Here is a 25,252-nt window from a genome sequence, read left to right as displayed (position 1 = left end):
GTATTAAAAGGCAAGAGCCATTTTTGGCTCCTGCCTTTTTGCATTTATGTGACTTTCAGTCCGTCTCGCTCCGTTAGGTGCGAGACAAATAAACCACCCGCTATGCGGGTGCGCGTCGAAGGTTATACAAAAAAACTCCAAACGCGATACAATAAAGGTGTTCAAGCCAATTGTAAAGCGAAAGGAGAAAAATATGGCACAAAAGGCACATAGTTTATCACACACAAAGTGGATGTGTAAATATCACATTGTGTTCACCCTTAAGTATAGACGAAAAATCATTTATAATCAATATCGAAGTAGTTTGGGAGAAATATTCCACCGATTATGTAGTTATAAAGGTGTTGAGATTATCGAAGGACACTTAATGCCTGATCATGTACATGTGTTAGTAAGTATTCCACCAAGGATAAGTGTTTCAAGTTTCATGGGTTATTTAAAAGGCAAAAGTGCACTCATGATGTTTGACAAACACGCAAATCTCAAGTACAAGTTTGGGAATCGGCATTTTTGGGCAGAAGGTTATTATGTGAGTACGGTTGGACTCAATGAAGCCACAATTAAGAAATATATCCAAGAACAGGAAAAACATGATATAGCACTAGATAAATTAAGTGTGAAAGAATATGAGGATCCCTTTAGGGACAGTAGTAAGTAATACTCACGCCTCTTTAAGAAGTCAAGAGCAATGAGGCTTGAACAACGTGAAAGCCAGCGTCTTTAGGCGCTGGCTGGTAATTTGGGCTTATAGCCCTGGTACAAACCACCCGTTTGACGGGTGGTTATGATTCTTAGAATGATTATGTTAAGATTTTTATTATTTCATAAGGATTGTTGTAGTGAGATATCTGCATGTTTTGCTTTGAAGATTGATTATGTATATTGAGTTTTAAAAGCTATTTATCGTTAATCCCATCAAGAATTGGTTTGGGGATAAGAAAGGAAAAAGAAGATGAAATTGTTAAAAGTAGTCATTGCTGTAATCATTGTAGTAGTGAGCCTTGGCTTAGTAGTATTTATAGGAGCGAGTATGTATGCTGTTACTACGATTAATTTGCTATCTAACTCAGTTTATTATGCTCAACGGATACCTCATAAAGAGGGGACAGAGCCTGACTTAGTCATGTTGATTGAAAACATGGGGGAGATTTATACTCCGAAAATTGAAGGTATTCGCTATGATGATGATGGAGCGAATTTTATCGAAAATTCTATCGATTCAAGTGGTTATCCTACAAGTTTTGGAGAGTCTGTTGGAGGTTATAGTTACAGTGATAAAAACGATGTGTCCTATAAGTTTGATAAGAATTTTGAGCTTGAGTGGGCCCTCGATAAAGAGTATAAAGAAATTGATCTTGCAACAATTGATGAAAAAAAGATAAAAGGAGAGATTAGAGAGACCCTTAAACCCATACTTGATGTACAATCTAAGCCCGTGGTCAATCTTCAGTGGCTGTTTAATATGAAGTATCAGGATAGGTTTAATTAGAGATGCAGATAGGTCTTTAATTTGAAATTAAACTGAACAAAAGTGATTGAACTCTTTGACATGCGATGCTGATATTTCTGAGAGTTTTTCTATCGCAATGCAAAACTTTCAAAATAGATTTTTAAAAATTGAACGGTTTCTGAAGAGTTAGTTCAAAAAATAAAGACACAACTCCAGACATTAGCTCTTTCTCTATAAATGAGCAACATACCATAGATGAAGATAAAAACAGTGAGGGATTTCCTCAGAGAGTAAAGAGTAAGTCTGATTTACTAGAGAGAGTTGTTTCAGGATAAAAGTTTAAGGTTTTGCTATCTCTTTTATTGATTTTGTGATATAATTAACACGTAAAAAAAATTAAGGAGTCTTTCCAAATGGCAAAATTGACTGTTAAAGACGTTGAGTTGAAAGGGAAAAAAGTTCTCGTTCGTGTTGACTTCAACGTACCTGTAAAAGATGGCGTGATTACTAATGACAACCGTATCACTGCAGCTCTTCCAACTATCAAGTACATTCTTGAACAAGGTGGACGTGCGATTCTTTTCTCTCACCTTGGACGTGTAAAAGAAGAAACAGACAAAGCTGGTAAATCACTTGCTCCTGTAGCTGCTGACTTGGCTGCTAAATTGGGTCAAGAAGTTACATTCCTTCCAGGTGTAACTCGTGGTGCTGAATTGGAAGCAGCTATCAACGCTCTTGAAGATGGACAAGTTCTTTTGGTTGAAAACACTCGTTTTGAAGATGTTGACGGTAAGAAAGAATCTAAAAACGATCCTGAACTTGGTAAATACTGGGCATCACTTGGAGATGGTATCTTCGTAAACGATGCATTCGGTACAGCTCACCGTGCACACGCATCTAACGTTGGTATCTCAGCAAACGTTGAAAAAGCAGTTGCTGGATTCCTTCTTGAAAACGAAATTGCATACATCCAAGAAGCTGTTGAAGCTCCAGAACGTCCATTCGTGGCTATCCTTGGTGGTTCAAAAGTTTCAGACAAGATCGGTGTTATCGAAAACTTGCTTGAAAAAGCTGATAAAGTTCTTATCGGTGGTGGTATGACTTACACATTCTACAAAGCACAAGGTATCGAAATCGGTAACTCACTTGTAGAAGAAGACAAATTGGATGTTGCGAAAGCTCTTCTTGAAAAAGCAAACGGCAAATTGATCTTGCCAGTTGACTCAAAAGAAGCTAATGCATTTGCTGACTACACTGAAGTGAAAGACACTGAAGGTGAAGCAGTAGACCCAGGATTCCTTGGTTTGGATATCGGTCCAAAATCTATCGCTAAATTTGATGAAGCATTGACTGGTGCGAAAACAGTTGTATGGAACGGACCTATGGGTGTATTTGAAAACCCTGACTTCCAAGCTGGTACAATCGGTGTGATGGACGCTATCGTGAAACAACCAGGCGTTAAATCAATCATCGGTGGTGGTGACTCAGCTGCCGCAGCTATCAACCTTGGACGTGCAGACAAGTTCTCATGGATTAGTACGGGCGGAGGCGCTTCAATGGAACTTCTCGAAGGTAAAGTTCTTCCAGGGCTTGCAGCTTTGACTGAAAAATAAGAATATAGAAAAGGAGGACTCAGGTTCTCCTTTTTTTGCGCTCTTTTAAAGTTTGGGAGTACCGAGGGATAATTGGACAGAATCCAAAAAAAACAGTAAAATAGAGGAATACCAATCTAAATGAAATTTGAGTGATAATCGTGGAAAAAAGAGAGAATCTTACAAAAACAGCTATTTGCGGTATTATCAATGTCACCCCAGATTCTTTTTCTGACGGAGGCCAATTTTTTGCTATTGAGGAAGCCTTAAAACAGGCTCGAAAATTGATAGCTGAAGGTGCCACTATCTTAGATATCGGTGGAGAATCTACTCGACCTGGAAGTAGCTATGTTGAGATTGAAGAGGAAATCCAGCGTGTGGTTCCAGTCATTCAGGCTATTCGTCAAGAAAGTGATGTTCTGATTTCGGTCGATACTTGGAAGAGTCAGGTGGCAGAAGCAGCTTTACAGGCTGGTGCCAATATAGTCAATGACATTACAGGCCTCATGGGTGATGAGAAGATGGCAGAGGTGGTTGCTAAGACTGAAGCTCAGGTGGTCATCATGTTCAATCCAGTCATGGCACGCCCTCAGCACCCTAGTTCACTCATATTTCCTCATTTTGGCTTTGGAGAGACTTTTACAAAGGAAGACTTGGCTGAATTTGAACAACTATCAGTTGAAGAATTGATGACAGCTTTCTTTGATCGTGCTCTAGTAAGAACGGAAAAAGCAGGGATTTCGAAAGAAAACATCATGCTGGATCCAGGGATTGGCTTTGGTTTGACCAAAAAGGAAAATCTCATCCTCCTACGTGACCTTGATAAGCTTCACGAGATGGGCTATCCTATCTTTTTAGGAGTCTCACGCAAGCGCTTTGTCATCAATATTCTAGAAGAAAATGGATTTGAAGTAAATCCAGATACTGAAGCTGGCTTCCGCAATCGTGATACGGCTTCGGCTCATGTAACCAGTATTGCTGCTAGACAAGGTGTTGAAGTGGTGCGCGTGCACGATGTAGCCAGCCACAAGATGGCAGTCGAAATTGCGTCTGCTATCCGTCTGGCAGACCATGCGGAAAATTTAGATTTGAAACAATATAAGTAAGATGAATAAAAACGAAACCAATCAGTGGATTGCCCACTACCGGACAGACCAACCGCACTTTGGTTTGGAAAGAATGGTAGAGCTTTTAGCTTTACGAGGCAATCCCCATCTTAAGCTTAAGGTTATCCACATCGGTGGAACCAATGGCAAGGGCTCTACTATAGCCTTTTTGAAAAATATGCTGGAAAAGATGGGGCTAAGAGTTGGAGTCTTTAGCTCACCCTATCTGATTCATTATACCGACCAGATTGCCATTAATGGGGAATCTATCCCAGAAGCAAGATTAGAGTCCTTGATGGCGGGTTATCGTTTATTACTTGAAGGGGAGCATGCTCAAGCCTTGCAGGGAACGACAGAATTCGAGATTATCACTGCCATAGCCTATGACTATTTTGCTTCTGAACAAGTCGATGTGGCCATTATGGAAGTTGGTATGGGCGGACTTTTGGATAGTACCAATGTCTGTCACCCCACCCTAACAGGCATCACTACCATCGGGTTGGATCATGTAGCGCTTTTAGGGGATAGCTTGGAAGCCATAGCAGAGCAGAAAGCAGGGATTATCAAGCAAGGAGTTCCTCTAGTGACTGGTCACATTGTCCCAGAAGCCTTGGTGGTTATTGATCAGATTGCAAAAGCGAAACAAGCTACCAGAATCGCCTATGGAGATGCCTATCAAGTCAGTCATTATGAGAGTATTGTAACTGGCGAGGTCTTTGACTATACAAGTGCTGTTAGACAAGGTCGCTTCCAGACAGGATTGCTGGGTTTGCACCAGATAGAGAATGCAGGGATGGCGCTGGCCTTGTTAGATAGCTATTGCCAAGCGACTGATCGAGAATTGTCAGATAATGCTTTAGTGGCTCAAGCTTTAGAAGAAACAAGCTGGCCTGGACGCTTGGAAGTTGTTTCTAGAGAACCCTTGATGATTTTGGATGGAGCACACAATCCTCATGCTATCAAGGCCTTGTTGGCTACCTTGAAAGAACGCTTTACGGACTATCAGAAGGAAATCCTCTTTACTTGTATTAAAACCAAGGCCTTGGAGGATATGTTGGACTTGCTAGAAACCTTGCCCGATAATAAGATTACGCTAACTCATTTTGAGGATAGTCGGGCGACGGATGAAAAAGTCTTGAAAGAGCTGACTGATTCTAGGAATCTCAACTTCCAAGATTGGCAAGAATTTCTAGACCAAAAATTATCAGAAAATGAAGAGAAAAAAACAGTTAGGATTATCACGGGTTCATTATACTTTTTAGCCCAAGTGAGAGCCTACCTAATGGAGGGGAAGAATTAGAATGGATACACAAAAGATTGAAGAAGCTGTAAAAATGATTATCGAGGCAGTTGGTGAGGATGCAAATCGCGAAGGCTTGCAGGAAACACCAGCCCGTGTCGCTCGTATGTACCAAGAGATTTTTTCAGGTCTTGGGCAAACTGCTGAAGAGCACCTGTCAAAATCTTTTGAGATTATCGATGACAATATGGTAGTGGAAAAGGATATCTTTTTCCATACCATGTGTGAACATCACTTCTTACCATTTTATGGTCGAGCTCACATTGCCTATATCCCAGATGGGCGTGTAGCAGGTTTATCAAAGTTAGCTCGTACGGTGGAAGTATACTCTAAAAAGCCACAGATTCAAGAACGTTTGAATATCGAAGTTGCTGATGCCTTGATGGAGTATTTGGGTGCTAAGGGAGCTTTTGTTGTCATTGAAGCAGAGCATATGTGTATGAGTATGCGTGGTGTTCGAAAACCAGGAACTGCGACCTTGACTACAGTAGCTCGTGGTCTATTTGAGACAGATAAGGATCTTCGGGATCAGGCTTATCGTCTGATGGGACTATAAAAAATCCGCGTCAAGCGGATTTTTCTAGAAAGGACTAGTTATGGATCAACTGCGAATTAAAGACCTAGAAATTTTCGCCTTTCATGGACTCTTTCCTAGTGAGAAGGAACTGGGGCAGAAGTTTGTCGTTTCAGCCACCCTATCCTATGATATGACCAAGGCTGCGACAGACTTGGATTTAACTGCTTCTGTCCATTACGGAGAACTTTGCCAGAAATGGACGACATGGTTTCAGGAAACGAGTGAGGATTTGATTGAAACAGTAGCCTACAAACTAGTAGAGCGTACTTTTGAGACCTACCCTCTCGTTCAAGAGATTGAGCTGGAACTTAAAAAACCATGGGCACCTATCCATCTACCGCTGGATACTTGTTCAGTAACCATCCACCGTCGCAAACAGCGTGCCTTTATCGCTTTAGGAAGCAATATGGGGGATAAGCAAGCGAACTTGGAGCAAGCTATTGACAAACTGCGAGCTCGTGGCATCCATATTCTCAAAGAGTCCAGTGTCTTAGCGACGGAGCCTTGGGGTGGAGTGGAGCAGGATAGCTTTGCTAATCAAGTCATTGAAGTGGAAACCTGGTTGCCAGCTCCAATCTTGTTAGAAACCTTGTTAGAGATTGAATCAGAGATGGGACGGGTCAGAGAGGTGCATTGGGGACCTCGCTTGATTGACCTGGATTTGCTTTTTGTAGAGGACCAGGTCATCTATACAGACGACCTCATCTTGCCTCATCCTTATATTGCTGAGCGCCTCTTTGTTTTAGAGTCTTTACAGGAAATAGCTCCGCATTTTATCCACCCAACACTGAAACAACCGATTCGGCACTTGTACCAAGGATTGAAAAAATAAGAAAACTCTAGTTTCCTAAGTAGATAGAGGAGACTAGAGTTTTTAAAATAGGTCATTTTCTTCTGGTAGGAGAATGGTTTCCTTCCCATCCATATCCATGACCAGAACTTTAGGTGGATAGAGTGGGTCAAAGGGATGATTGAAGTCGAAGTCAATCGTAGTTGGTAGATGTTGACTAGAAAAACGAAAAGTGATGGAGCCTTCATGATTCAAAAGTCGAAATTCCAATTCATCTTCTAGCTCAAAAACATGCTTTAAAAAATGATCGATTATAAACCAGATTGAATCGATAACATCGTCGGGTAAATTGGTCACCACACCGAAACTGGCACATCGTCTATGAGAATCTGTAAAAGCCATCCCTATCTCCTAATTGATTTTTTTATTATCATACTGCAAACTGCTAGAAAAATCAAGAAAAGTCAACTACCTTTAAAAATATGAGAATGATTTTGAAATTTTTTCAACGAATCTTCATCAAACGCTTGAAAATGCTTACAATTAGTGGTAAAATGAGAACAGTGGAATCATGAAAACAAAATTTTCAAAGTAGAAAGGAAACGGAATGAACACAGATGATACAGTAACAATTTATGACGTTGCCCGAGAAGCGGGAGTGTCAATGGCGACTGTCAGCCGTGTTGTCAATGGCAATAAAAATGTTAAAGAAAATACTCGAAAGAAAGTCTTAGAGGTTATTGAACGTCTAGATTATCGTCCTAATGCAGTAGCACGTGGTCTAGCAAGCAAGAAAACGACAACAGTTGGAGTCGTCATTCCAGATATCACAAATACTTATTTCTCTGCCCTTGCTAAAGGGATTGACGATATCGCGGAGATGTACAAATACAACATCGTCCTTGCCAATAGTGATGAGGATGATGAAAAGGAAGTATCTGTGGTCAATACTCTCTTTTCTAAACAGGTGGATGGCGTTATCTTCATGGGTTATCATTTAACTGAGAAGATTCGCTCAGAGTTTTCACGCTCACGCACACCTGTCGTTCTTGCAGGAACAGTAGACGTAGAACACCAACTTCCAAGTGTCAATATTGACTATAAACATGCTACAGTTGATGCAGTCCGTCATCTTTTGAAGCGAAACAAAAAAATTGCCTTCGTTAGTGGACCATTAGTGGATGATATTAATGGCAAGATTCGCTTAGCTGGCTACAAAGATGCCTTAAAAGAAGCGGGAATCAACTACAGTGAAGGTCTTGTTTTCGAATCAAAATACCGTTATGACGATGGCTATGCCTTGGCAGAACGTTTGATTTCTTCTAAAGCAACAGCAGCGATTGTAACAGGAGATGAACTGGCAGCAGGTGTGTTGAACGGACTTGCTGACAAGGGAGTTTCTGTACCAGAAGACTTTGAAATTATCACCAGTGATGATTCGCAAATCGCGCGTTACACTCGTCCAAACCTAACCACCATTGCGCAACCTTTGTATGACCTCGGTGCTATTAGTATGCGTATGTTGACAAAGATTATGCATAAGGAAGAGTTAGAAGAGCGTGAAGTTCTTTTGCCACATGGTTTGGTAGAACGTCATTCAACTCGTAAAGATTAACAAGAAGAGGTCGGGATAAAAATCCCGACCTCGCTTTTTAGTAGCAGAAACTTTTTGGTCAATAGTTCAAGCATTAAGTTGGTGGTTGGAAGCTCTCGGAGTGAACTAGAAAACAAGACTTGATCTAGTAATTTCTATCTCACCGACTTTTTTATACTCAATGAAAATCAAAGAGCAAACTAAGAAACTAGCCGCAGGTTGCTCAAAGCACTGCTTTGAGGTTGTAGATGAAACTGACGAAGTCAGTAACCATACCTACGGCAAGGCGACGTTGACGAGGTTTGAATTTGATTTTCGAAGAGTATTATCCTTCCATATAGGCTCGTAATTCATCCCCTCTAAGGCCAGCATTGATAGCAATGAGGAGTTTGAGACGGGCCTTTTGAGCGTTTAACTCTTTGACAAAGAAAACACCAGCATTTTGCAGGCAAACGCCACCTCCCTCGTAGGCATAGACAGGTTCGGCAATCCCGTTAAAACAACGAGAGACCAAGGCGATTGGGAGTCCTTCTTGGATAAGGGCGTTCAATTTTTGTGCTGTTTCCTTGGGAACATTTCCAGCACCAAAAGCCTGAATAATAAGTCCATCCAGTTGATCAACGGGAAGTAAATCGAGGAGTTCTTCTGTCATACCGGCATAGACAGGGATAATAGGGACCAAGCCTTGAATCTTATCTAGGTCAAAACGAACACGGGGTTCAGCTGTTTTAAAGTAGAGAATCTCGTGTTTCATGATGAGCCCAAGAGGGCCGTGGGTTGGCGTTTGAAAGGTGCTAACATTTGTCGTGTGCGTCTTGGTCACATACTTAGCAGCGTGAATCTCGTCATTCATCACGACCAAGACACCCTTATCAGCAGCCTTATCGTCACTCGCGACGCGTAGGGCACTAAGATAATTGTAGACGCCGTCGCTTCCAAGTTCGTTAGAGCTACGCATGGCCCCTGTTAGCACGATTGGTTTGTGAGGAACCTCCATAGTGTCAAGGAAATAGGCAGTTTCCTCCAAGGTATCTGTCCCATGTGTAATCACGAAACCGTCATAATGTTCAGACTCCTCTTTGATCTTTTGATAGAGGGACAGCATATGTTTGGGTTTAATATGGGGACTTGGCAGATTAAAAAAGTCGAGAGCATGGACTTCAACTCCCTCAAGTGGATTGGATACATGATTCATAGGGTTGTCTTGACTAGTCACAACAGCACCAGAGTCATCGGCTTGCATGGAAATAGTACCACCCGTATGTAAAACAAGGATTTTCTTAGGCATGATTTACTCACTCTTTCTGAAATGTGGTATAATCATTGTATCACAAAAAGGGGAGATTGAGGTAGGATGGAAGTCAAAGCTGTTTTTTTTGATATCGATGGAACACTGGTCAACGATCGCAAGAGTGTTTTGAAATCCACTAAGGATGCGATTAAGATTGTAAAGGAACAGGGAGTGCTTGTTGGAGTAGCGACAGGTCGAGGACCTTTTTTTGTTAAGGATTTAATGGAAGAGTTAGATCTGGATTTTGCTGTAACCTATAACGGCCAATATATCTTTAATAAAGACAGAGTCTTGTTTACAAGTCCTCTTTCCAAATCTCATTTACGGCAGTTGATAGCCTATGCTAAAAAAGAGGGCAAGGAAATTGCTTTGGGGACCAAGGATGCCATGCTGGGTTCAAAAATCATGTCTTTTGGCCTAGGTTCTTTTTCACAAAGAGTGAGTCGTTTTGTCCCCTCTATGTTGACTCGTACGGTTAGTCATTCCTTTAATCGAATGGTGAGTAAGGTTGTTCCTCAGAAGGAAGAAGACTTGCTCCAGTTGATGAATCAGCCTATTTATCAAGTTTTGATGCTAATGACGCCAGAAGAATCTGAGAAAGCAGCAGCTGATTTTCAAGACTTGAAATTGACTCGTAGTAATCCTTTTGCAGCTGATGTCATCAACCAAGGAAATTCCAAGCTAGAAGGCATTCGCCGTGTCGGAAAAGAGTATGGTTTTGATCTCAATCAAGTCATGGCCTTTGGTGACTCGGACAATGACCTAGAGATGCTGGCGGGTGTTGGGATGTCAGTCGCTATGGGCAATGGTAGTAGCAGTGTCAAGGAAGTCGCTAAGCATATCACAACCAGCAACCAGCAAGATGGGATTCACAAAGCTTTAGAGCATTTTGGTGTTCTGGCTTCAGAAAAAGTCTTTGTCAGTCGTGATTACCATTTTAATAAGGTCAAGACCTTCCACCACATGATGGATGAACGAACTCAAGAAGAGCCACAAGCTTGGGACTTAGAAGGTGCCACCCATAGAGCAGGATTTAAGATAGAAGAATTGGTGGAGTTTGTTCGAGCTGCTAGCTCTTCTGAAGAAGATTTTGAACAGGCAGTTGGACAGCTACACCAAGCGCTGGATCAGGCAGCAGAGAAAGTAGTCAAGAAGACACCTGCGAAGCAAGATTTGGTAGGGCAAGTGGATGCCTTGATTGACACCCTATACTTCACCTATGGTAGCTTTGTTTTGATGGGGGTGGATCCAGAACGGATTTTTGACATTGTCCATCAAGCAAATATGGGTAAAATGTTCCCTGATGGAAAAGCTCATTTTGATCCAGTGACCCACAAGATCCTAAAACCAGATGACTGGGAAGAAAAATACGCTCCAGAGCCTGCTATTAAAAAGGAGATTGAGCGCCAGATAAAGGCCTATGAACGCCACAAGGAAAGAGAAGATAAAAAATAGGCGATCGCAGAGGAAGCCTGGAATGATATTTTGAGTTCCTAGCTCTAACTACGACATCAACAATTTATAAAAAAATGAGGTTAGGAGAAAAATCCCAACCTCATTTCTGTTTTTATTACAAAGTTTTATCCTTATCTCTAACGACGAGAAGGTCAACGCTGGTATGGCGTAGGATATATTCTGATGAAGAACCAACTAGTAGGCGCTCAAAGGCATTGAGTCCTGTTGCCCCAACTAAAATCAAATCAACCTTTTCTTTGTCTGGAATTGTTTTAGCTAAGAGAGTTTTAGGATTTCCCATCTCAATAACTACTTTAATGTCTGTGAGCCCAGCATCTTTTGCACGTTTTTCGTATTCCGCCATCAAATCGTTGGCCTCTACTTGCAATTCTTCGTAAACTTCGGCATCAAATGTTGAGATGCTTTGAAGAGCACGTGTGTCAATAACATGGGCAATCGTTAGTTTTGCCTGGTTACGTAGTGCTGAATGAACCCCTTTGATGAAAGCCAAGTCAGCTTCCTTAGAACCGTCAACCGCTACCATGATGTTTTCATAACGTTGTGCCATAGCAAAAACCTCCTCATTCTTATTACCTTCATTGTATTCCTTTTCACTAAAAAAGTAAAGTAAAAAACGATAGGAATATAGATGCTTTTTGACTTTGGCTTGGAGTTTGTTATAATAAAACTAGAAAAGCTAAGAGGAAGAGATATGACAAAAATCGCAGTATTATCGGATATACATGGCAATACGACAGCTTTGGAGGCTGTTCTGACAGATGCGCAGAAGGCGGAGGTTGATGAGTATTGGCTCTTAGGAGATATTCTCATGCCTGGAACAGGACGAAAAAATATTCTCCAGATCTTGGACACTTTACCAATCACTCTTAGAGTTTTAGGGAATTGGGAGGAGAGTTTATGGCGTGCCTGCCATCGTCAGTTAGATGAAACCAGACCCAGCCATCGTTATCTCTTACGCCAGTGTCAGTATATTATGGAAGAACTCAGCATTGAGGAGATTGAGGCGCTACAGAACTATCCCTTGCAAGTGCACCGCCAGTTTGGAGATTTGAAGCTAGGGATTAGCCACCACTTGCCTGATAAAAATTGGGGACGAGAGCTGATTCATCTTGGGAAGCAAGAGGACTTTGACCGTCTTGTCACCAATCCTAACTGCGATGTTGCCATATACGGGCATATCCATCAACAGTTTCTTCGTTATGGTAGTGGTGGCCAGCTCATCCTGAATCCAGGTTCCATTGGGCAACCCTTCTTTTTATCTGAGAATTTACGCAAGGACTTGCGGGCCCAGTACATGATCTTAGAATTTGATGAAAAAGGCTTGAAAGATGCTGATTTTCGTCGGGTTGATTATGATATTGAGGCAGAATTACAGCTAGCCAAAGACTTACAATTACCCTACTACCAAGTTTATTATGAAAGTTTGGTTAATGGGATTCACCATACCCACAATCAGGACTTGTTGCACGAAATCGCTCAGAGTCAAGGACATGATGTTGAATTGGATGACTGGCTTAGTGGTAACTCTTGACATTACAACTAGAAGAGATATAATAAACTTAAGAAAAGAAGGAACTAATCTGACGAAAAAAGGAGAACCTTATGCAAATTTCAAGTCGATTTACCATCGCGACCCATATGTTGATTATCATAGCCTTAAAAGGGAAAGAAAGTAAGGTGACTAGTGATTTTCTTGCTAGTAGCGTTGGAGTCAATCCTGTCATTATCCGTAAGACCTTATCTCAACTGAAAAAGGCAGAGTTGATCTCAGTTGCGCGTGGAACTGGTGGAGCAGAGATCATCAAAGACCTAGAGGATATCAGTCTTTTAGATGTTTACCAAGCAGTTGAATGTCTAGGAAAGACAGGTCAACTCTTTAGTTTTCACGACAATCCCAATCCAGCCTGTCCAGTTGGCGCAAATATCCATGGGATTTTAGATGAGAAATTACAAAAGATTCAGCTAGCCATGGAGCAGGAACTGAGTCAAACCAGCCTTGCCCAAGTAGTGACAGATGCAGAAGCAAGGATCTAAAGTTAAGAGGACCTTAGTTCCTCTTTTTCTATGTGGATAATGATGATAAAATGTAGCCATTAAAGAAGGAAAAAATGTAACTCGTTATAGGAATTGTATTAGCCTTTATCCGTGAATATGTAGCTCTGTGTGTGAAATTGAAGTGGCTCTTTCTGTTCTTCTACGGATTATTATTCTTAGCCCTGCTATTTTTATACAAGGGAATTCTTTGGTAATAAAAGTCACTATTTTGACTCGCTAATGTAAAAAAGCAAGAATTTTTTAGTTCCTGCTTTTTACATGTCTTTCTATCAAGTTGCTGGATTTATAGAGTCCTTGCTTTTATTGTTCCTTTCTTGACTTGAGGAAGCTACCAAGGCCAAGGAGAGCTAGGAGACTGATTCCTGCAAACAGGAGTTTGTGATCGTTTTTGGTTCCTGTATTTGGAAGTTCAGCTTGTTTAGCTAGGGGAGCAGGTATAGTTTCCTTGTTAGAGTTGTCTGCCGATTCGTTTTGAACCGCTTCTTTTACAGATGATGCTTGTGCTTCTTGTGATGGTTTTTCAGCTTGTGAATCAGTTGTAGCTTGGCTAGGTTTATGATCCGCATCTGCTACTTTTGCATCTGGTTTTGCAGAATCAGGTTTAGTTTGTGGAGCTGGATCTTGATGTTCCGGTTTGACGACTCTGTTTGGAGTATTGTCTTGGATATTATCTTGACCGTGCTCTTGTTTTAAGCTAGAAAGATCAAATTCTGGTTTTTCTTCCACAGCTGGGGCAACGATGGCACCACCTTGTGCGATTCGAAGAACAGTAGCTGTAAGGGCATTTAATTTCAATCCTTTTTCAGTCCATTCAAGTCCTTTCGGGTTGGCAATTCCGACTGGTCCTGCTTGGTTTTCATCTGCTAAAACTTCAGCATTTCTGAGGTGGGCAAAGGCAGTTCCCAAGTTAAATTCACGAGCTTTTTCGTCCGCATTGACAAAGACTGCGTAGATATCTCCATTCGGAGCAGTGATTTGGTAGCCAATCACTACATCTTCTTTTTCCACACCATTTTGGCCTGGGACAGTGATGAGTTGGACACGGTCTTTGATATCTTGCAGACTCTTGAGTCGGAAGGCATCTGTAGATTGGCGAAGTGCAATCAAACCTTTCATGTAGTCACGGCTCTTGACATTTTCAGGATAAGCTTTTCCATCAGTTGCCTTGGTCCAATCAAACTTGTTGACAGCATCGCTAGAGTCATAAGAATCATGGATGAAGTAAGGATAGTCAAATGGGTTCCCATCCTTATCACGAAGTAAGTGAGATTTGTTTGGAACCTTATCTTCTGCTACTGGAGTCTTGTAAGCAGGGTCACGGAATTGTTTGGTACGTCCGTATTCCTGACCAGAGTGGATAAATGGAGTTCCTTGAGCTGTCAAGACCATGAGATTTCCAAGGCGCAAACGACGATGGATTTCCGCATAGTTTTCAGCCTTGCTTGGGTCTTTTTTGATTGATTGGGCAATGATGTCAAAAAGGGTCAAGTTATCATGGGCTGCGATGTATTGAATCACATCTCCAGGGCTATCTGCTTCAAAGTTGGTTGGTTGAGCAATCAGATTTTTAAAGATGGTATTGATATCGCGTTTTCCACCTGTGATAAAGGCAGGTTGACCTTCGTTTGGATAACCAGATTTGAGGTTGTTACGGATGTCATCTGAAAAGACAGCGACAGTATCGGTATGTTTCATCCAATCTTGGTCAGCAGCTTTAGTAGGCATATTTTCATCACCAGAATAGGTTCTCCAACCTTCACCAAGCATGATGAGATTTGGATTGAGGGCGCGTGCAGCCTTGTAAGCTTCTTCGACAGAAGCTGCATCATGATCTCCCATCATATCGAAACGGAAACCATCTACTTTGTAGGTATCGACTAGATATTTGATAGAGTCTACCATGACGCGTTTAGACATGTAGTGGGTTGTTCCTAGACGACCACCACCAAAGCTAGTACGAGGTGTTCCGTCTGCATCCATGAAGTGGTAGTAGTTTGGCTCAAGGTCTTCAAAGATATCAACATTGGCAGTATGGTTGTAAACTACGTCTAAGATAGCACCCATGCCACGTTTATGGATTTCGTTGACAAGGTTCTTAAATTCTGCGATACGTTTTTCTGGGTCCTTAGGATTGCTTGAGTACATACCAGTCAAGGAGAAGTAGTTTTGAGGGTCATAACCCCAGTTGTAGTTGCTATCGCTTGAAGCATAGGCGGACAAGCGTTCATGGTTTTTCAATTCATTGACATAGTAGTATGACAAGACTGGAAGGAGCTGGATGTGGGTTACACCCAAGTCTTTGAGGTAGTCTAGTTTTTCGATAAAGGCTTCAAAAGTACCAAATGGTTTAGTCAAATCTTTTGCGATAGCAGGATCTGAGGTAAAGTCACGAACGTGAGCCTCGTAGATGACAGCATCTTCACGAGATTTGAAGTTATGAATCTTACCATAAGTCAGGTCTTGAGGTCCAAGTTTTGCTGGATCCACAAAAGCAGCTTTAGCAACCTTATGGGCAGCGTCTGTTTTGGCTAGATCGCTGTTCCAAGCTGCTAGAGATTTGGCGTAAGGATCAAGTACGAGGACAGTCTTGCCTTGGCGCTCGATTTGATAGTGGTAGTAGTAGCCAGTATAGTTGCTGATGCCAAGACCAGAGTTTTCATTCAGAGTTTGTTTCCAAGTTCCTTTTTCTCCTTTTTCAAGAGCGACGGTTCCGACCACTTTTTCAGGATCTTTCTTATCGTAGACGACAACTGAAACCTTATCGGCACTTGGAGACCAAAGAGTCAGATCAACACGTTTACCATCTTCTTTAAGATTTGCACCGAGTGGACCATCGTAACTGTAAGTCTCATCTTTGAGACGCCAGCTTGAACGAGTTGTAAAACGGTCTGAATCGTAGGCAACGGTGTAAGGGTTTTGAGTGTCAGAGAAATCACCGATGTAAGTTACTTTCTTACCTGCTTCATCGATTGTAACATCGGAGATAGCCACTTTATTCCCTTGGTGGTCAGTGATGTTGGAATGTTTAAGGATGTCTTCTTTTTTAGCCCCAACCAAGGTAGAAAAACTACTTTCAATACGGGACTTAGCCACATGTTGGGCACCAGTCATACGGATGTCATGCACATAGTAAGGGTTGGTGTAGATTGTTTCGTCATCATCCTTAAGGAAGATTTGACTGTGGTTTTTCAGGTCAGTAAATTTATAATCTTCTTTTCTGATTTTCACATCATCGCCTTTCTTGCTCTCATCTAATAGTAAAAATCCAAATTCTCTGGCAGCTTCATTGAGCGGAATGTCGATGTAGCGTCCGTGTTTTCCACTTGCAGTAAAGTCTGTACCGTCAGGCCATTCACCATTGCTTGGAGTCTTCACATCTCCCCAGTACCAGAGAGATTTCTTGTCATAGTTGCCATCGGTGCGGAAATAGTTGACGCGGATCGTTCCCGCTGGCTGAGGTTGGTAGTTGTGGACTTTGTAGTCCTCATCTAGCCAAGCTTCATTCATCTTTGGAGAGAGACGCTCTACTGAACGATCTCCAGTAAGGTTGTCCCCTTTGGTGTTGTTAATGAGGAAGCTGACTTTCTTGGCTTGTTCATTTTTTAGTTTGACATCTAGGTAGTAGCCGTAGTCGTCTTTCTTGGCATCCTTGAAGGACTGGGCGCCATTTGGCCAGTTCTCAGATGGTTTTTCAACATCATCCCAAGTCCAAAGACCTTGCGAATCTTGGTTTTCTTGAGGAAGTTTTTTGACGTGGATACGGAAGTAGTTGTCTGCGATTGGGGTTTCAGATACAGTGTCTGCTAGCGAAGCTTTCTCAGTGGCTAGACTTGATACTTCTGTTTTCTCGTCTTTGTTGTTTGGAAGGTTTGGAGTAGCTTCAGTTGTAGCTGTTTCAGAAATTGCTACTGGTTCAGATGTTTTAGAATCTAGGGAAGCGTTTGCATCTTTTGGAGCCAAAATAGGCGTTTTTTCCTCAGCTTGGCTGGTTTCTGTAGTAGCTGGGCCTGCACTAATAGCGCTTACATTTTCTTGTGTGCCAAGACTAGTTTCAGCTGCAGATACAGAAGGTGCTGTTAAGGCAAGGAGGATAAAGCTTGCTCCAATAAGGACAGAGCCAGTTCCGTTTTTCAGAGAACGGATGCTGTAAATCATTTTTTTATCTGGTTGAGATGACGTGTTTTTCATAGACACTCTCCTATTGTTTATTTTTATCCTAGTATATCATGGAGTAAGAGTTTATGCAATCGTTTTCTTTTGTTTTGTAGATGAGAAATCAGACTAGGTGAAAAATCAACCTCCATTAAAATCAAAACCCCTTTTTGTTGATAGTCTACTGAAGAAATATCCTAGCCTGAGTAAAAACATTGAAATTGACCAGCTAATCAGTAGATCTTGCTATATTCTAGCAAAGCAAGGAAAAGTCTTTTGTTAGACTGAAATAGATAGGTTATAGTTAAATAAAATCTGAATAAATTTACTAGAGAAGTTAAGTCAATTTCTAGCAATTTTTTAGAATTCACAATGCAGAGTAGATTGAATCTAGAATAGTACATAACGGCTGCTAAAAATATTTCTAGAAATAAGTTTGATTTTCCTAATCTATTTGTTTATATCTTATTTGAATCTACTATAGTGTTTTCTATTCAATCTGCTACACAACAAAATTATAGTAGATTGAATCTAGAATAGTACATAACGGCTGCTAAAAATATTTCTAGAAATAAGTTTGATTTTCCTAATCTATTTGTTCATATCTTATTTGAATCTACTATAGTGTTTTCTATTTAATCTGCTACACAACAAAATTATAGCGTATTGAATCTAGAACAGCACACTATGACTGCTAAAAATATTTCTAGAAATAAGTTTGACTTTCCTAATCTATTTGTTCATATCTTATTTGAATCTACTATGTTGTAAATGAGCAGAAATTTATCAATAAGTGAGAATCCATTGTTGAAAGTAATACTCAATGAAAATCAAAGAGTAAACTAGCCGCAGGTTGCTCAAAACACTGTTTTGAGGTTGTGGATAGAACTGACAAAGTCAGCTCAAAGCACTGCTTTGAGGTTGCAGATGGACGTTGACGCGGTTTGAAGAGATTTTCGAAGAGTATAAAAACGCATAATATCAAGTTTTTAAGATGCCTGATATTATACGTTTATATCTGTTTTAGCCTGCTTGTTTGGTCATAAAACAGAGGCTATTTTTAAAGTTTACCAATGGAAAGAGTATTGAGTTCATTGACGACTTGTAGATTAGCCATGCGACCGACGTTCATGAGCTTCGGATGAACCAATCCTTCAATATCAAAGTTTGTAATGATGGCATCGTAACCCGCTTCCATGATTTCATCAACATTGAGTGTCTCTTTATCCCATGTTTCAAAGTGAATGTTTTTAGAGGTGTAAAATTGATAAAGTGAAATCAAGGCCTGAGGATGGGCAAAGTCAAACTCACTCAAAACAAGAACACGAACCTTAGTTTGGCGCTTTAGGAGTTGTTCCATTAGATCAGTTGCGTGGGTTAAAAGAGTATAGACTAGATGAACAACAGCGTGAAGTTGCTCCTTTTGTCCCAAGCTAGACTTATAGCGCATCATTTCAAAACTAGCAGCTTCGTAAAAATCTGGGAAGAACTTTTTAATCTTATTCAGTGCATAAGATTTATTATGAGAAATGATAGATTCTGAGTTGATTTCTTGACGTTCTAGAAGTGCTGTGTTATGCAAGTGCCAAATCAATTGATCGATATTTGAAAAGTGGACATCAAACTGTCGGGTAAGATTGTCTAGGACATCTCGAGCTGAGTGATAGGAATGATCGACTTTCTCATTGTCTTTCCGTGCCTCTAGGAAATCCTCAACCGTGAAGAAAATTCCCTCTTGAGTATAGGAGCTGAAAATTTGGTTAATAGTTGGAAAGTCGAGCGTGATTCCAAGACGATCACCAAGAGATTGCAATTCCTGTTGGTAGTTCGAAAGTTGACTAAAAATAGGATGAAGAGAGTCAGACTCGATTTCCTCTTTAGGTCTTGGTGCAATCTTTGCTCGTTGGAGATTGACTGCAATTTGTGTCTTCAACTGAAACATGTTTTGGTAGGTGATGGGATAGCCTGTTAGATTGACAAAAAAAGTCATAAATTCATCCACAGCTTCAGAAGAGAAAGGAAATGGCCATTTGAAGTAACCATAGGCTTCATGGAAATACTGGGCAAAAAAGAAGCGAATGTCTCTTTCGTCTCCAATAATCGAAATGGGCGTCACCTTTAGCTTGAATTTATACTTTGATTGCAGGATATTATTGATCTCAGCAACCTTCTTACGAAGTGAGGGAAGAGAAATGTCAAGTGTTTCAACTAGGTGCTCGAAAGTAAATGGTTCTTCTAATAGGAAGAAAGCTTTGAGCACCTGAAAATTAACAGATTCTTGCAAAACATGCCTATAAATTCGCTCAATACCAAAGTTATGTTCGTTAGTCAGTCTGATACCAGCGGTTGATGACAAAATATCAAAGCAAGAAAGTTGCTCCCGCATTTCTTTGATATCACTTTTGATGATGCGTCCATTCAAATCTAGAATATCGGCTAAAATGTCGATATGAATCCATTCTTGGTTCTCAAACAAGTATTCTATAATTTTTAATTGTCTCTGTTCTTTGTGAGATAATAGTTCTCTCATGGGAAATACTCCTTGGAAATATAAAGTCTTATAAACAAAAAAGATAAAAATAATTATCAGGGCTTTTCTCTATTATAGCATGTTTTAGGAAAAAAGTTTTTGAAATCGTTTATAAATTATCAATTCTTATAATAATTTTACTAAAAAATTCGCAAATTTAGAAATGATTTGTATCAAGCGTTTTTTTTTTTTCTAAAACGATCAAAATATTTGACTATATTGCTTCCATATTTTATAATAACAACGTATGTAAAACACATGCGACTCTAATACAAAATAAATAGGAGACAAGAATGTATTTTAATCGTAAAAATGCAGAGCAGAAGAACTGGCGTATGATTAAAAAAGGAAAACATTTCCTTTTTGGTTGTTCGCTTGTTTTTGCGGTCGGAGCTAGCTTAGCTACTCAAACGGTCCATGCAGACACAGCATCGGAATCTACAGTTGAGAGTGGCTCAAAAGCTGAAGAGGCTAAGCCTGGATATGGTGGAGAAACGGGGACTTATGAAGCTCCCGCTGCTGTAGCAGAGACTCAGCCAGCAACAGTTGAAAAAGCAGTGGTAGCGGAAAACACTACTGCTAAAACAGCTAACAAAGAAGCTTTGACCAAATTGGTCGAAGAAGTAAAAGGCTTGGACAAAGCAGGAAAGACAGAAGACTCTCTTTCTCGCTTGAACACAGCACTTGAACAAGCACAAAATCTTTTGGCAAATGCAGAAGCTAGCCAAGACCAAGTGGATGCAGCTCTTGCTAGCCTCAAAGAGGCTGTAGCTCAACTTGCTGCTAAAGAAGAAAAAGCAACAGCAGTAGCCACTGAAGCTAAAGCTGAAGCGACAGAGGATAAAGCTGAAGCAGCAACAGCAACAGCGGAAACTGAAGTGGCTCGTCCAAGAGGGAAACGTGATCTAAGTTCACGTTCAGCAGACCGTGCAGCAAACCGTTCAGTTGACAGATCAGTCGCTGAAGGTGAATTTGCTGGTGCGGGTGTCAAGCAGTTTCAGTCAGTTCGCTACAGTGTGGATGGAGACACAACAACTTGGACAATTAGTGTTGTACCGCAGCATAAGAATCACCAAGCTGCTGGCTTGGTGGTCGCATCAGATGATACAATTCAAAGTATTACTGTCGTAGACCGTGGTCCTAATGCTGGACGTCTGAATGAGGATTATTACGTTGAGAAAGATTTTGGAAAGCTCCCTGCTATGAGCAATCACAAAGCTTTGGCGTCTCATTATAAATACATTGGTGGAGGAGTTCCTGATTCGCTTACCTATAGTGTAGTGACTAAAGGTACCAAACACAATCTGTTTGCTCGTTTTGCAACAGCTATTGTAAAAAACTCACTAGAAAATGGTGGGATGAATGGTTCATCAGCTGTTAAAAATCGTACTTCAGACTTCCCAGAAGTCGGTATCAATCTTTCATCAAGACTTGCACCACAACCAGGAGTCAACAACACCTACACCCAAACAAATGACACGATTACAGTGCCTACTATAGCTTCTACAGATACAGTCTTGACAGGTACAGGAACACCAGGTGCCCGCATCAATATTAAGAGTGAGGGTAAAACTGTTAATGATAGTACCGTAGTTGGACAGAACGGACAGTGGTCATTCCCAATTACTATTGGTTTGAATAGTAACGTTACTGGTGGGGCACAGCTGGTTCCTGGGAGTCAAATCAGCGTTAGCCAAACAGTTGGTGGAGTAGAAAGTGCTGCTACACCTGTAAACGTCTCTCTAGGTCACTCAGAGATCGTTCCATCATCTAAATCAAAACAACAAAATAATCTTGTTGAAAATGATAGAAACGTTACCTTGAAAGTACCGCATGATGCAGGAGCAGCTTATTTCCAATTTACGGACGCAGATGGCAATGCTCGAGAAGTTGTGCTTAAACGTGATGCTGTTCCAGGCAACTGGCAAGTAACAAACAGTGCACTTGCAAGTGTTGCTTCAAGTGATCAAGGAGCCCACTACTCAACGATCAACTTGACCTTGAACAAAGATATGAAAGCTGGAACAACAGCTAAAGTTATCTCTAACATGAAAGAAGGTAGCTACTCAAGTCTTCAAGGATGGCAATCACGTGACGTTGAAGCAGCTCCAAAAGAAGAGACTCCACAACCACAACCACAACCGCAACCGCAACCAGAACCATCAAAACCAAACACTCCAGCAGTGGATAGCGCAACTACAGTCCCAGCATCAGCCCCAGAAATTGTCAATGACTTGGCAGGTAAAGCAAGTACTCCAGCTGATGTAACAGTTAAAGCACCAGCAGGTTCAACTGTTAAACTTTACAACAAAGATGGCGTTGTGATCGGTGAAGCTGTAGCTAACGACCAAGGTGTAGCAACTGTTCACCCTACAAACAGCCTTCCAGAAGGAGAGATTACTGCGACTTCAACACCAGCAGGTGGAACAGAGTCAGCTAAGAGTGCACCGATTACGGTTACAAAAACACCATTGACTGAAGGAAAAGTAAGTCAACAATCTAATGGTTCTCTGGTTCTTATAGTGTCTAAGAACCTTGTAACAGTTTATCCTGGAGATAAGATTGATATTGACGTTTGGGCAGATGGGACACCTTCTCTTGAGAAATTCGATGCTTATCAAAATCCAACTGGGGTCGCAGGAGTGTTCCCACAGGGTCACTTCTTCAAAACTGCAGGTTCAGATACCTTTAGAAACAAAAAAAATAAATACATTGGTACAGTTGCTGAGACACAAAAGGCAGGTACTGTAGATGTTGGATTCCTTGCTCGTAATAAAAAGGGTAACCAATTTACAGATGTTATTAGAGTTGTTGTTCTTGAGACTGCTAAGAAGTATGAACCAGTTGCAGGTACAAAAGTAGATGTTGCAGATCCTAACAAGGTTAGTGAAGATGAAAAGAACAAGATCATCGACTCAGTTAAAACTGCCAACCCAAGTCTTCCAGCAAATGCGACATACAGTGTAGATGACAAAGGGAACCTTACGATCACTTATCCTGATAAGTCAACAGATAAGGTTGCTTCTGCATATCTCGTTACCCCAGCAAAAGACACAACAGCTCCAGCAGCCCCAGTAGTAACTCCAACTATTCCAGCAACTGCAAATAATATGCCTGGAGCAGGAGTAAGTTCAACTGATAAGACCATTTCAGGTACAGGAACACCAGGTGCAACTGTTACCATCAAGTCAGGTGATAACACACTTGTTGAAAATGTACCTGTTGGAGCAGATGGAACTTGGACAGCGACTCTTCCAAAAGGATTGAACAGTAACATCACTACTCAACCACAGTTGACTCCAAAAGATAAAGTTACCGTTACTCAAACGCTTAATGGTGTTCCAAGTGCGGAAACAGAAGTACCAGTAGCTCTAGGTGAAACGACTATTCAACCAGATGAAAAATCATCTGACAAACAAAGCTTGATCGAAGGTACTAAGACAATCACTGTTAAAGTACCACACGATGCAGGCATGGCTTATCTAGGTTATACGAACAAAGATACCAATAAAGCTGGCGAAGTTGCTCTTAAACGTGATTCAATCGATGGACCATGGTATGCGAAAGATGAATCAAAAGCTGTTGTGAAATCATACGCAACAGACGGATTCACAGATACTATCGTCCTTGAGATGAAAGAACCAGTCAAAGAAGGTAAAGCCAAAGCTATCGCGAACATCGTTGAAGGCAAGTACTCAAGCCCAGTTGGTTGGAAAGAAATCAATGTTGAGAGAGATACAACAGCTCCAGACCAACCAACAGTGGAAACTGATCTTACTGGTAAAGCAGGAACGAAGACACCAGTTGAAGTGACAGCAGAACCAGGTTCAACTGTTGCACTTTATGACAAAGACAACCACAAGATTGGTGAAGCAACTGCTGGCGAAAATGGGAAAGCTACAATCACGCCAACAGTTGATATTCCAGCAGGTGCTGTAACAGCCAAAGCAACTGACGCAGCAGGCAATGAATCAAAACCAAGTGTTGCCAAGGAAGCGACAGTAAGTGATACAGTTCGTCCAGTATTGAACATTCCTTATGATGATGCTGATAATCAAGCAATCTACGTTTATTCAGGTGAAACAAACAATATTGAACTTAAGGTGACTGATAATTCAGGTAAGATTGTCAAAGCTTACTTGGCTATGCCAGCTGATAACCGTCAAGGCCTAGGAACTGAAGATACTTCCTATCTTGGTGGTGGTTCAAGAGCAGCCTTGTATTTGAAAGCTGATCGCATCAAGACAGAAACGGAGGCAACTGAAACCAACCCAGCTGTTATCCATGTGACAGGTGAAGTCCCAGCAAATACTTACACTGAACAAAATGGTCAGTTTACTCGTTACCTATTTGCAGAAGATGCAGCTGGTAACACAGCTTATGAACATGTTGGAGCACCAATGGAAAAAGGTGCGCTTGGACGTATCCGCTTCATGTGGAAACCACAAACATTCAAATACACCGCAACAGCGCCAACAACTCCACTTGTAGGAGATAATGCGCCAACAGCTGCTGAACTAGAACAAGCAGTTAAAAGTGCTAACCCTACATTTAGCGATAAGATTAAGACAGTCGCTGTGAATGGTGATAAAGTTATTGTCACTTATAACGATGGAAGTACAGATGAACTTCCAAAAGACTCAGTCTTTAAAATTCGTCCAGCAGCCCCAGTAGTAACTCCAACTATTCCAGCAACTGCAAATAATATGCCTGGAGCAGGAGTAAGTTCAACTGATAAGACCATTTCAGGTACAGGAACACCAGGTGCAACTGTTACCATCAAGTCAGGTGATAACACACTTGTTGAAAATGTACCTGTTGGAGCAGACGGAACTTGGACAGCGACTCTTCCAAAAGGATTGAACAGTAACATTACTACTCAACCACAGTTGACTCCAAAAGATAAAGTTACCGTTACTCAAACGCTTAATGGTGTTCCAAGTGCGGAAACAGAAGTACCAGTCGGTCTAGGTGAAACGACTATCCAACCAGATGAAAAATCATCTGACAAACAAAGCTTGATTGAAGGTACTAAGACAATCACTGTTAAAGTACCACACGATGCAGGTATGGCTTATCTAGGTTATACGAATAAAGATACCAATAAAGCCGGCGAAGTTGCTCTTAAACGTGATTCAATCGATGGACCATGGTATGCGAAAGATGAATCAAAAGCTGTTGTGAAATCATACGCGACAGACGGATTCACAGATACTATCGTCCTTGAGATGAAAGAACCAGTCAAAGAAGGTAAAGCCAAAGCTATCGCGAACATCGTTGAAGGCAAGTACTCAAGCCCAGTTGGTTGGAAAGAAATCAATGTTGAAGCCAAACAACCA

General features: G+C 41.1%; 17 protein-coding genes. 12 read left to right on the top strand and 5 right to left on the bottom strand.

The genetic code is table 11. The features are described 5' to 3' along the window. Positions 1-193 precede the first annotated feature (193 nt). From tnpA to folK, 7 genes are all read left to right on the top strand, one after another. Positions 194-658, top strand: a complete 465-nt coding sequence (gene tnpA / locus O3658_RS08925) for an IS200/IS605 family transposase (protein WP_371560965.1) — start codon at positions 194-196, stop codon at positions 656-658. Positions 659-952: 294 nt separating this feature from the next. Continuing rightward, positions 953-1,489, top strand: a complete 537-nt coding sequence (locus O3658_RS08920; protein ID WP_049504539.1) for a hypothetical protein — start codon at positions 953-955, stop codon at positions 1,487-1,489. Between the two features lie 374 nt (positions 1,490-1,863). Further along, complete coding sequence (pgk, locus tag O3658_RS08915) at positions 1,864-3,063, top strand: phosphoglycerate kinase (RefSeq protein ID WP_371560963.1); 1,200 nt, start codon at positions 1,864-1,866, stop codon at positions 3,061-3,063. A 140-nt stretch (positions 3,064-3,203) separates the two neighbouring features. Further along, positions 3,204-4,148, top strand: coding sequence for a dihydropteroate synthase (gene folP / locus O3658_RS08910; protein WP_045762650.1), 945 nt, complete (start codon positions 3,204-3,206; stop codon positions 4,146-4,148). A 1-nt stretch (position 4,149) separates the two neighbouring features. Next, a complete protein-coding gene (locus O3658_RS08905) occupies positions 4,150-5,448 on the top strand; it encodes a folylpolyglutamate synthase/dihydrofolate synthase family protein (RefSeq protein ID WP_371560960.1) in 1,299 nt (432 codons plus the stop codon). A 1-nt stretch (position 5,449) separates the two neighbouring features. Continuing rightward, positions 5,450-6,004 (top strand): GTP cyclohydrolase I FolE, encoded by a 555-nt coding sequence (gene folE, locus O3658_RS08900; RefSeq protein ID WP_000380927.1) that lies wholly within the window; start codon positions 5,450-5,452, stop codon positions 6,002-6,004. A 40-nt stretch (positions 6,005-6,044) separates the two neighbouring features. Then, positions 6,045-6,857: a 2-amino-4-hydroxy-6-hydroxymethyldihydropteridine diphosphokinase gene (gene folK, locus O3658_RS08895; protein ID WP_371560958.1), complete on the top strand. Its 813-nt coding sequence runs from the start codon at positions 6,045-6,047 to the stop codon at positions 6,855-6,857. 42 nt (positions 6,858-6,899) lie between these two features. Here the strand turns inward: folK and O3658_RS08890 are convergent, their stop codons facing one another. Beyond that, complete coding sequence (locus O3658_RS08890) at positions 6,900-7,217, bottom strand: DUF960 domain-containing protein (RefSeq protein WP_153224893.1); 318 nt, start codon at positions 7,215-7,217, stop codon at positions 6,900-6,902. Between the two features lie 205 nt (positions 7,218-7,422). Here O3658_RS08890 and ccpA point away from each other — a divergent pair, with 205 nt between their 5' ends. Then, positions 7,423-8,430: a catabolite control protein A gene (gene ccpA, locus O3658_RS08885; protein ID WP_248034848.1), complete on the top strand. Its 1,008-nt coding sequence runs from the start codon at positions 7,423-7,425 to the stop codon at positions 8,428-8,430. Positions 8,431-8,734: 304 nt separating this feature from the next. Here the strand turns inward: ccpA and O3658_RS08880 are convergent, their stop codons facing one another. After that, complete coding sequence (locus O3658_RS08880) at positions 8,735-9,697, bottom strand: asparaginase (RefSeq protein WP_371560956.1); 963 nt, start codon at positions 9,695-9,697, stop codon at positions 8,735-8,737. Between the two features lie 66 nt (positions 9,698-9,763). On the opposite strand from O3658_RS08880, the gene O3658_RS08875 reads away from it, so the two are divergent. Continuing rightward, on the top strand, positions 9,764-11,155 hold the full coding sequence (locus O3658_RS08875) for a Cof-type HAD-IIB family hydrolase (RefSeq protein WP_371560954.1): 1,392 nt from the start codon (positions 9,764-9,766) through the stop codon (positions 11,153-11,155). Between the two features lie 115 nt (positions 11,156-11,270). Here O3658_RS08875 and O3658_RS08870 read toward each other — a convergent pair whose 3' ends face one another. Then, positions 11,271-11,723 carry a universal stress protein gene (locus O3658_RS08870; RefSeq protein ID WP_045762643.1) on the bottom strand — a complete coding sequence of 151 codons (453 nt, stop codon included), beginning with the start codon at positions 11,721-11,723 and terminating at the stop codon, positions 11,271-11,273. 144 nt (positions 11,724-11,867) lie between these two features. Here O3658_RS08870 and O3658_RS08865 point away from each other — a divergent pair, with 144 nt between their 5' ends. Both O3658_RS08865 and O3658_RS08860 read left to right on the top strand, forming a co-directional pair. Further along, positions 11,868-12,707, top strand: coding sequence for a metallophosphoesterase (locus O3658_RS08865; protein ID WP_371560951.1), 840 nt, complete (start codon positions 11,868-11,870; stop codon positions 12,705-12,707). 71 nt (positions 12,708-12,778) lie between these two features. Further along, positions 12,779-13,210, top strand: a complete 432-nt coding sequence (locus O3658_RS08860; protein ID WP_371560949.1) for an Rrf2 family transcriptional regulator — start codon at positions 12,779-12,781, stop codon at positions 13,208-13,210. 321 nt (positions 13,211-13,531) lie between these two features. On the opposite strand, the gene O3658_RS08855 is transcribed toward O3658_RS08860, so the two are convergent. Further along, a complete protein-coding gene (locus O3658_RS08855) occupies positions 13,532-17,419 on the bottom strand; it encodes a pullulanase (protein ID WP_371560947.1) in 3,888 nt (1,295 codons plus the stop codon). Between the two features lie 1,024 nt (positions 17,420-18,443). Next, the gene (locus O3658_RS08850) at positions 18,444-19,913 is read right to left on the bottom strand and encodes a M protein trans-acting positive regulator PRD domain-containing protein (protein WP_371560945.1); all 1,470 of its coding nucleotides are present in this window, start codon (positions 19,911-19,913) and stop codon (positions 18,444-18,446) included. Between the two features lie 293 nt (positions 19,914-20,206). Between O3658_RS08850 and O3658_RS08845 the strand changes: the two genes are divergently transcribed. After that, on the top strand, positions 20,207-25,252 hold a 5,046-nt coding region (locus O3658_RS08845), incomplete at its 3' end, for an Ig-like domain-containing protein (RefSeq protein WP_371560943.1).

This window comes from Streptococcus sp. 27098_8_69 (assembly GCF_041432445.1).
Taxonomy (GTDB): domain Bacteria; phylum Bacillota; class Bacilli; order Lactobacillales; family Streptococcaceae; genus Streptococcus.
The sequence above is the reverse complement of the archived record's forward strand: the minus strand, read 5'-3'. Positions and strand labels throughout refer to the sequence as shown.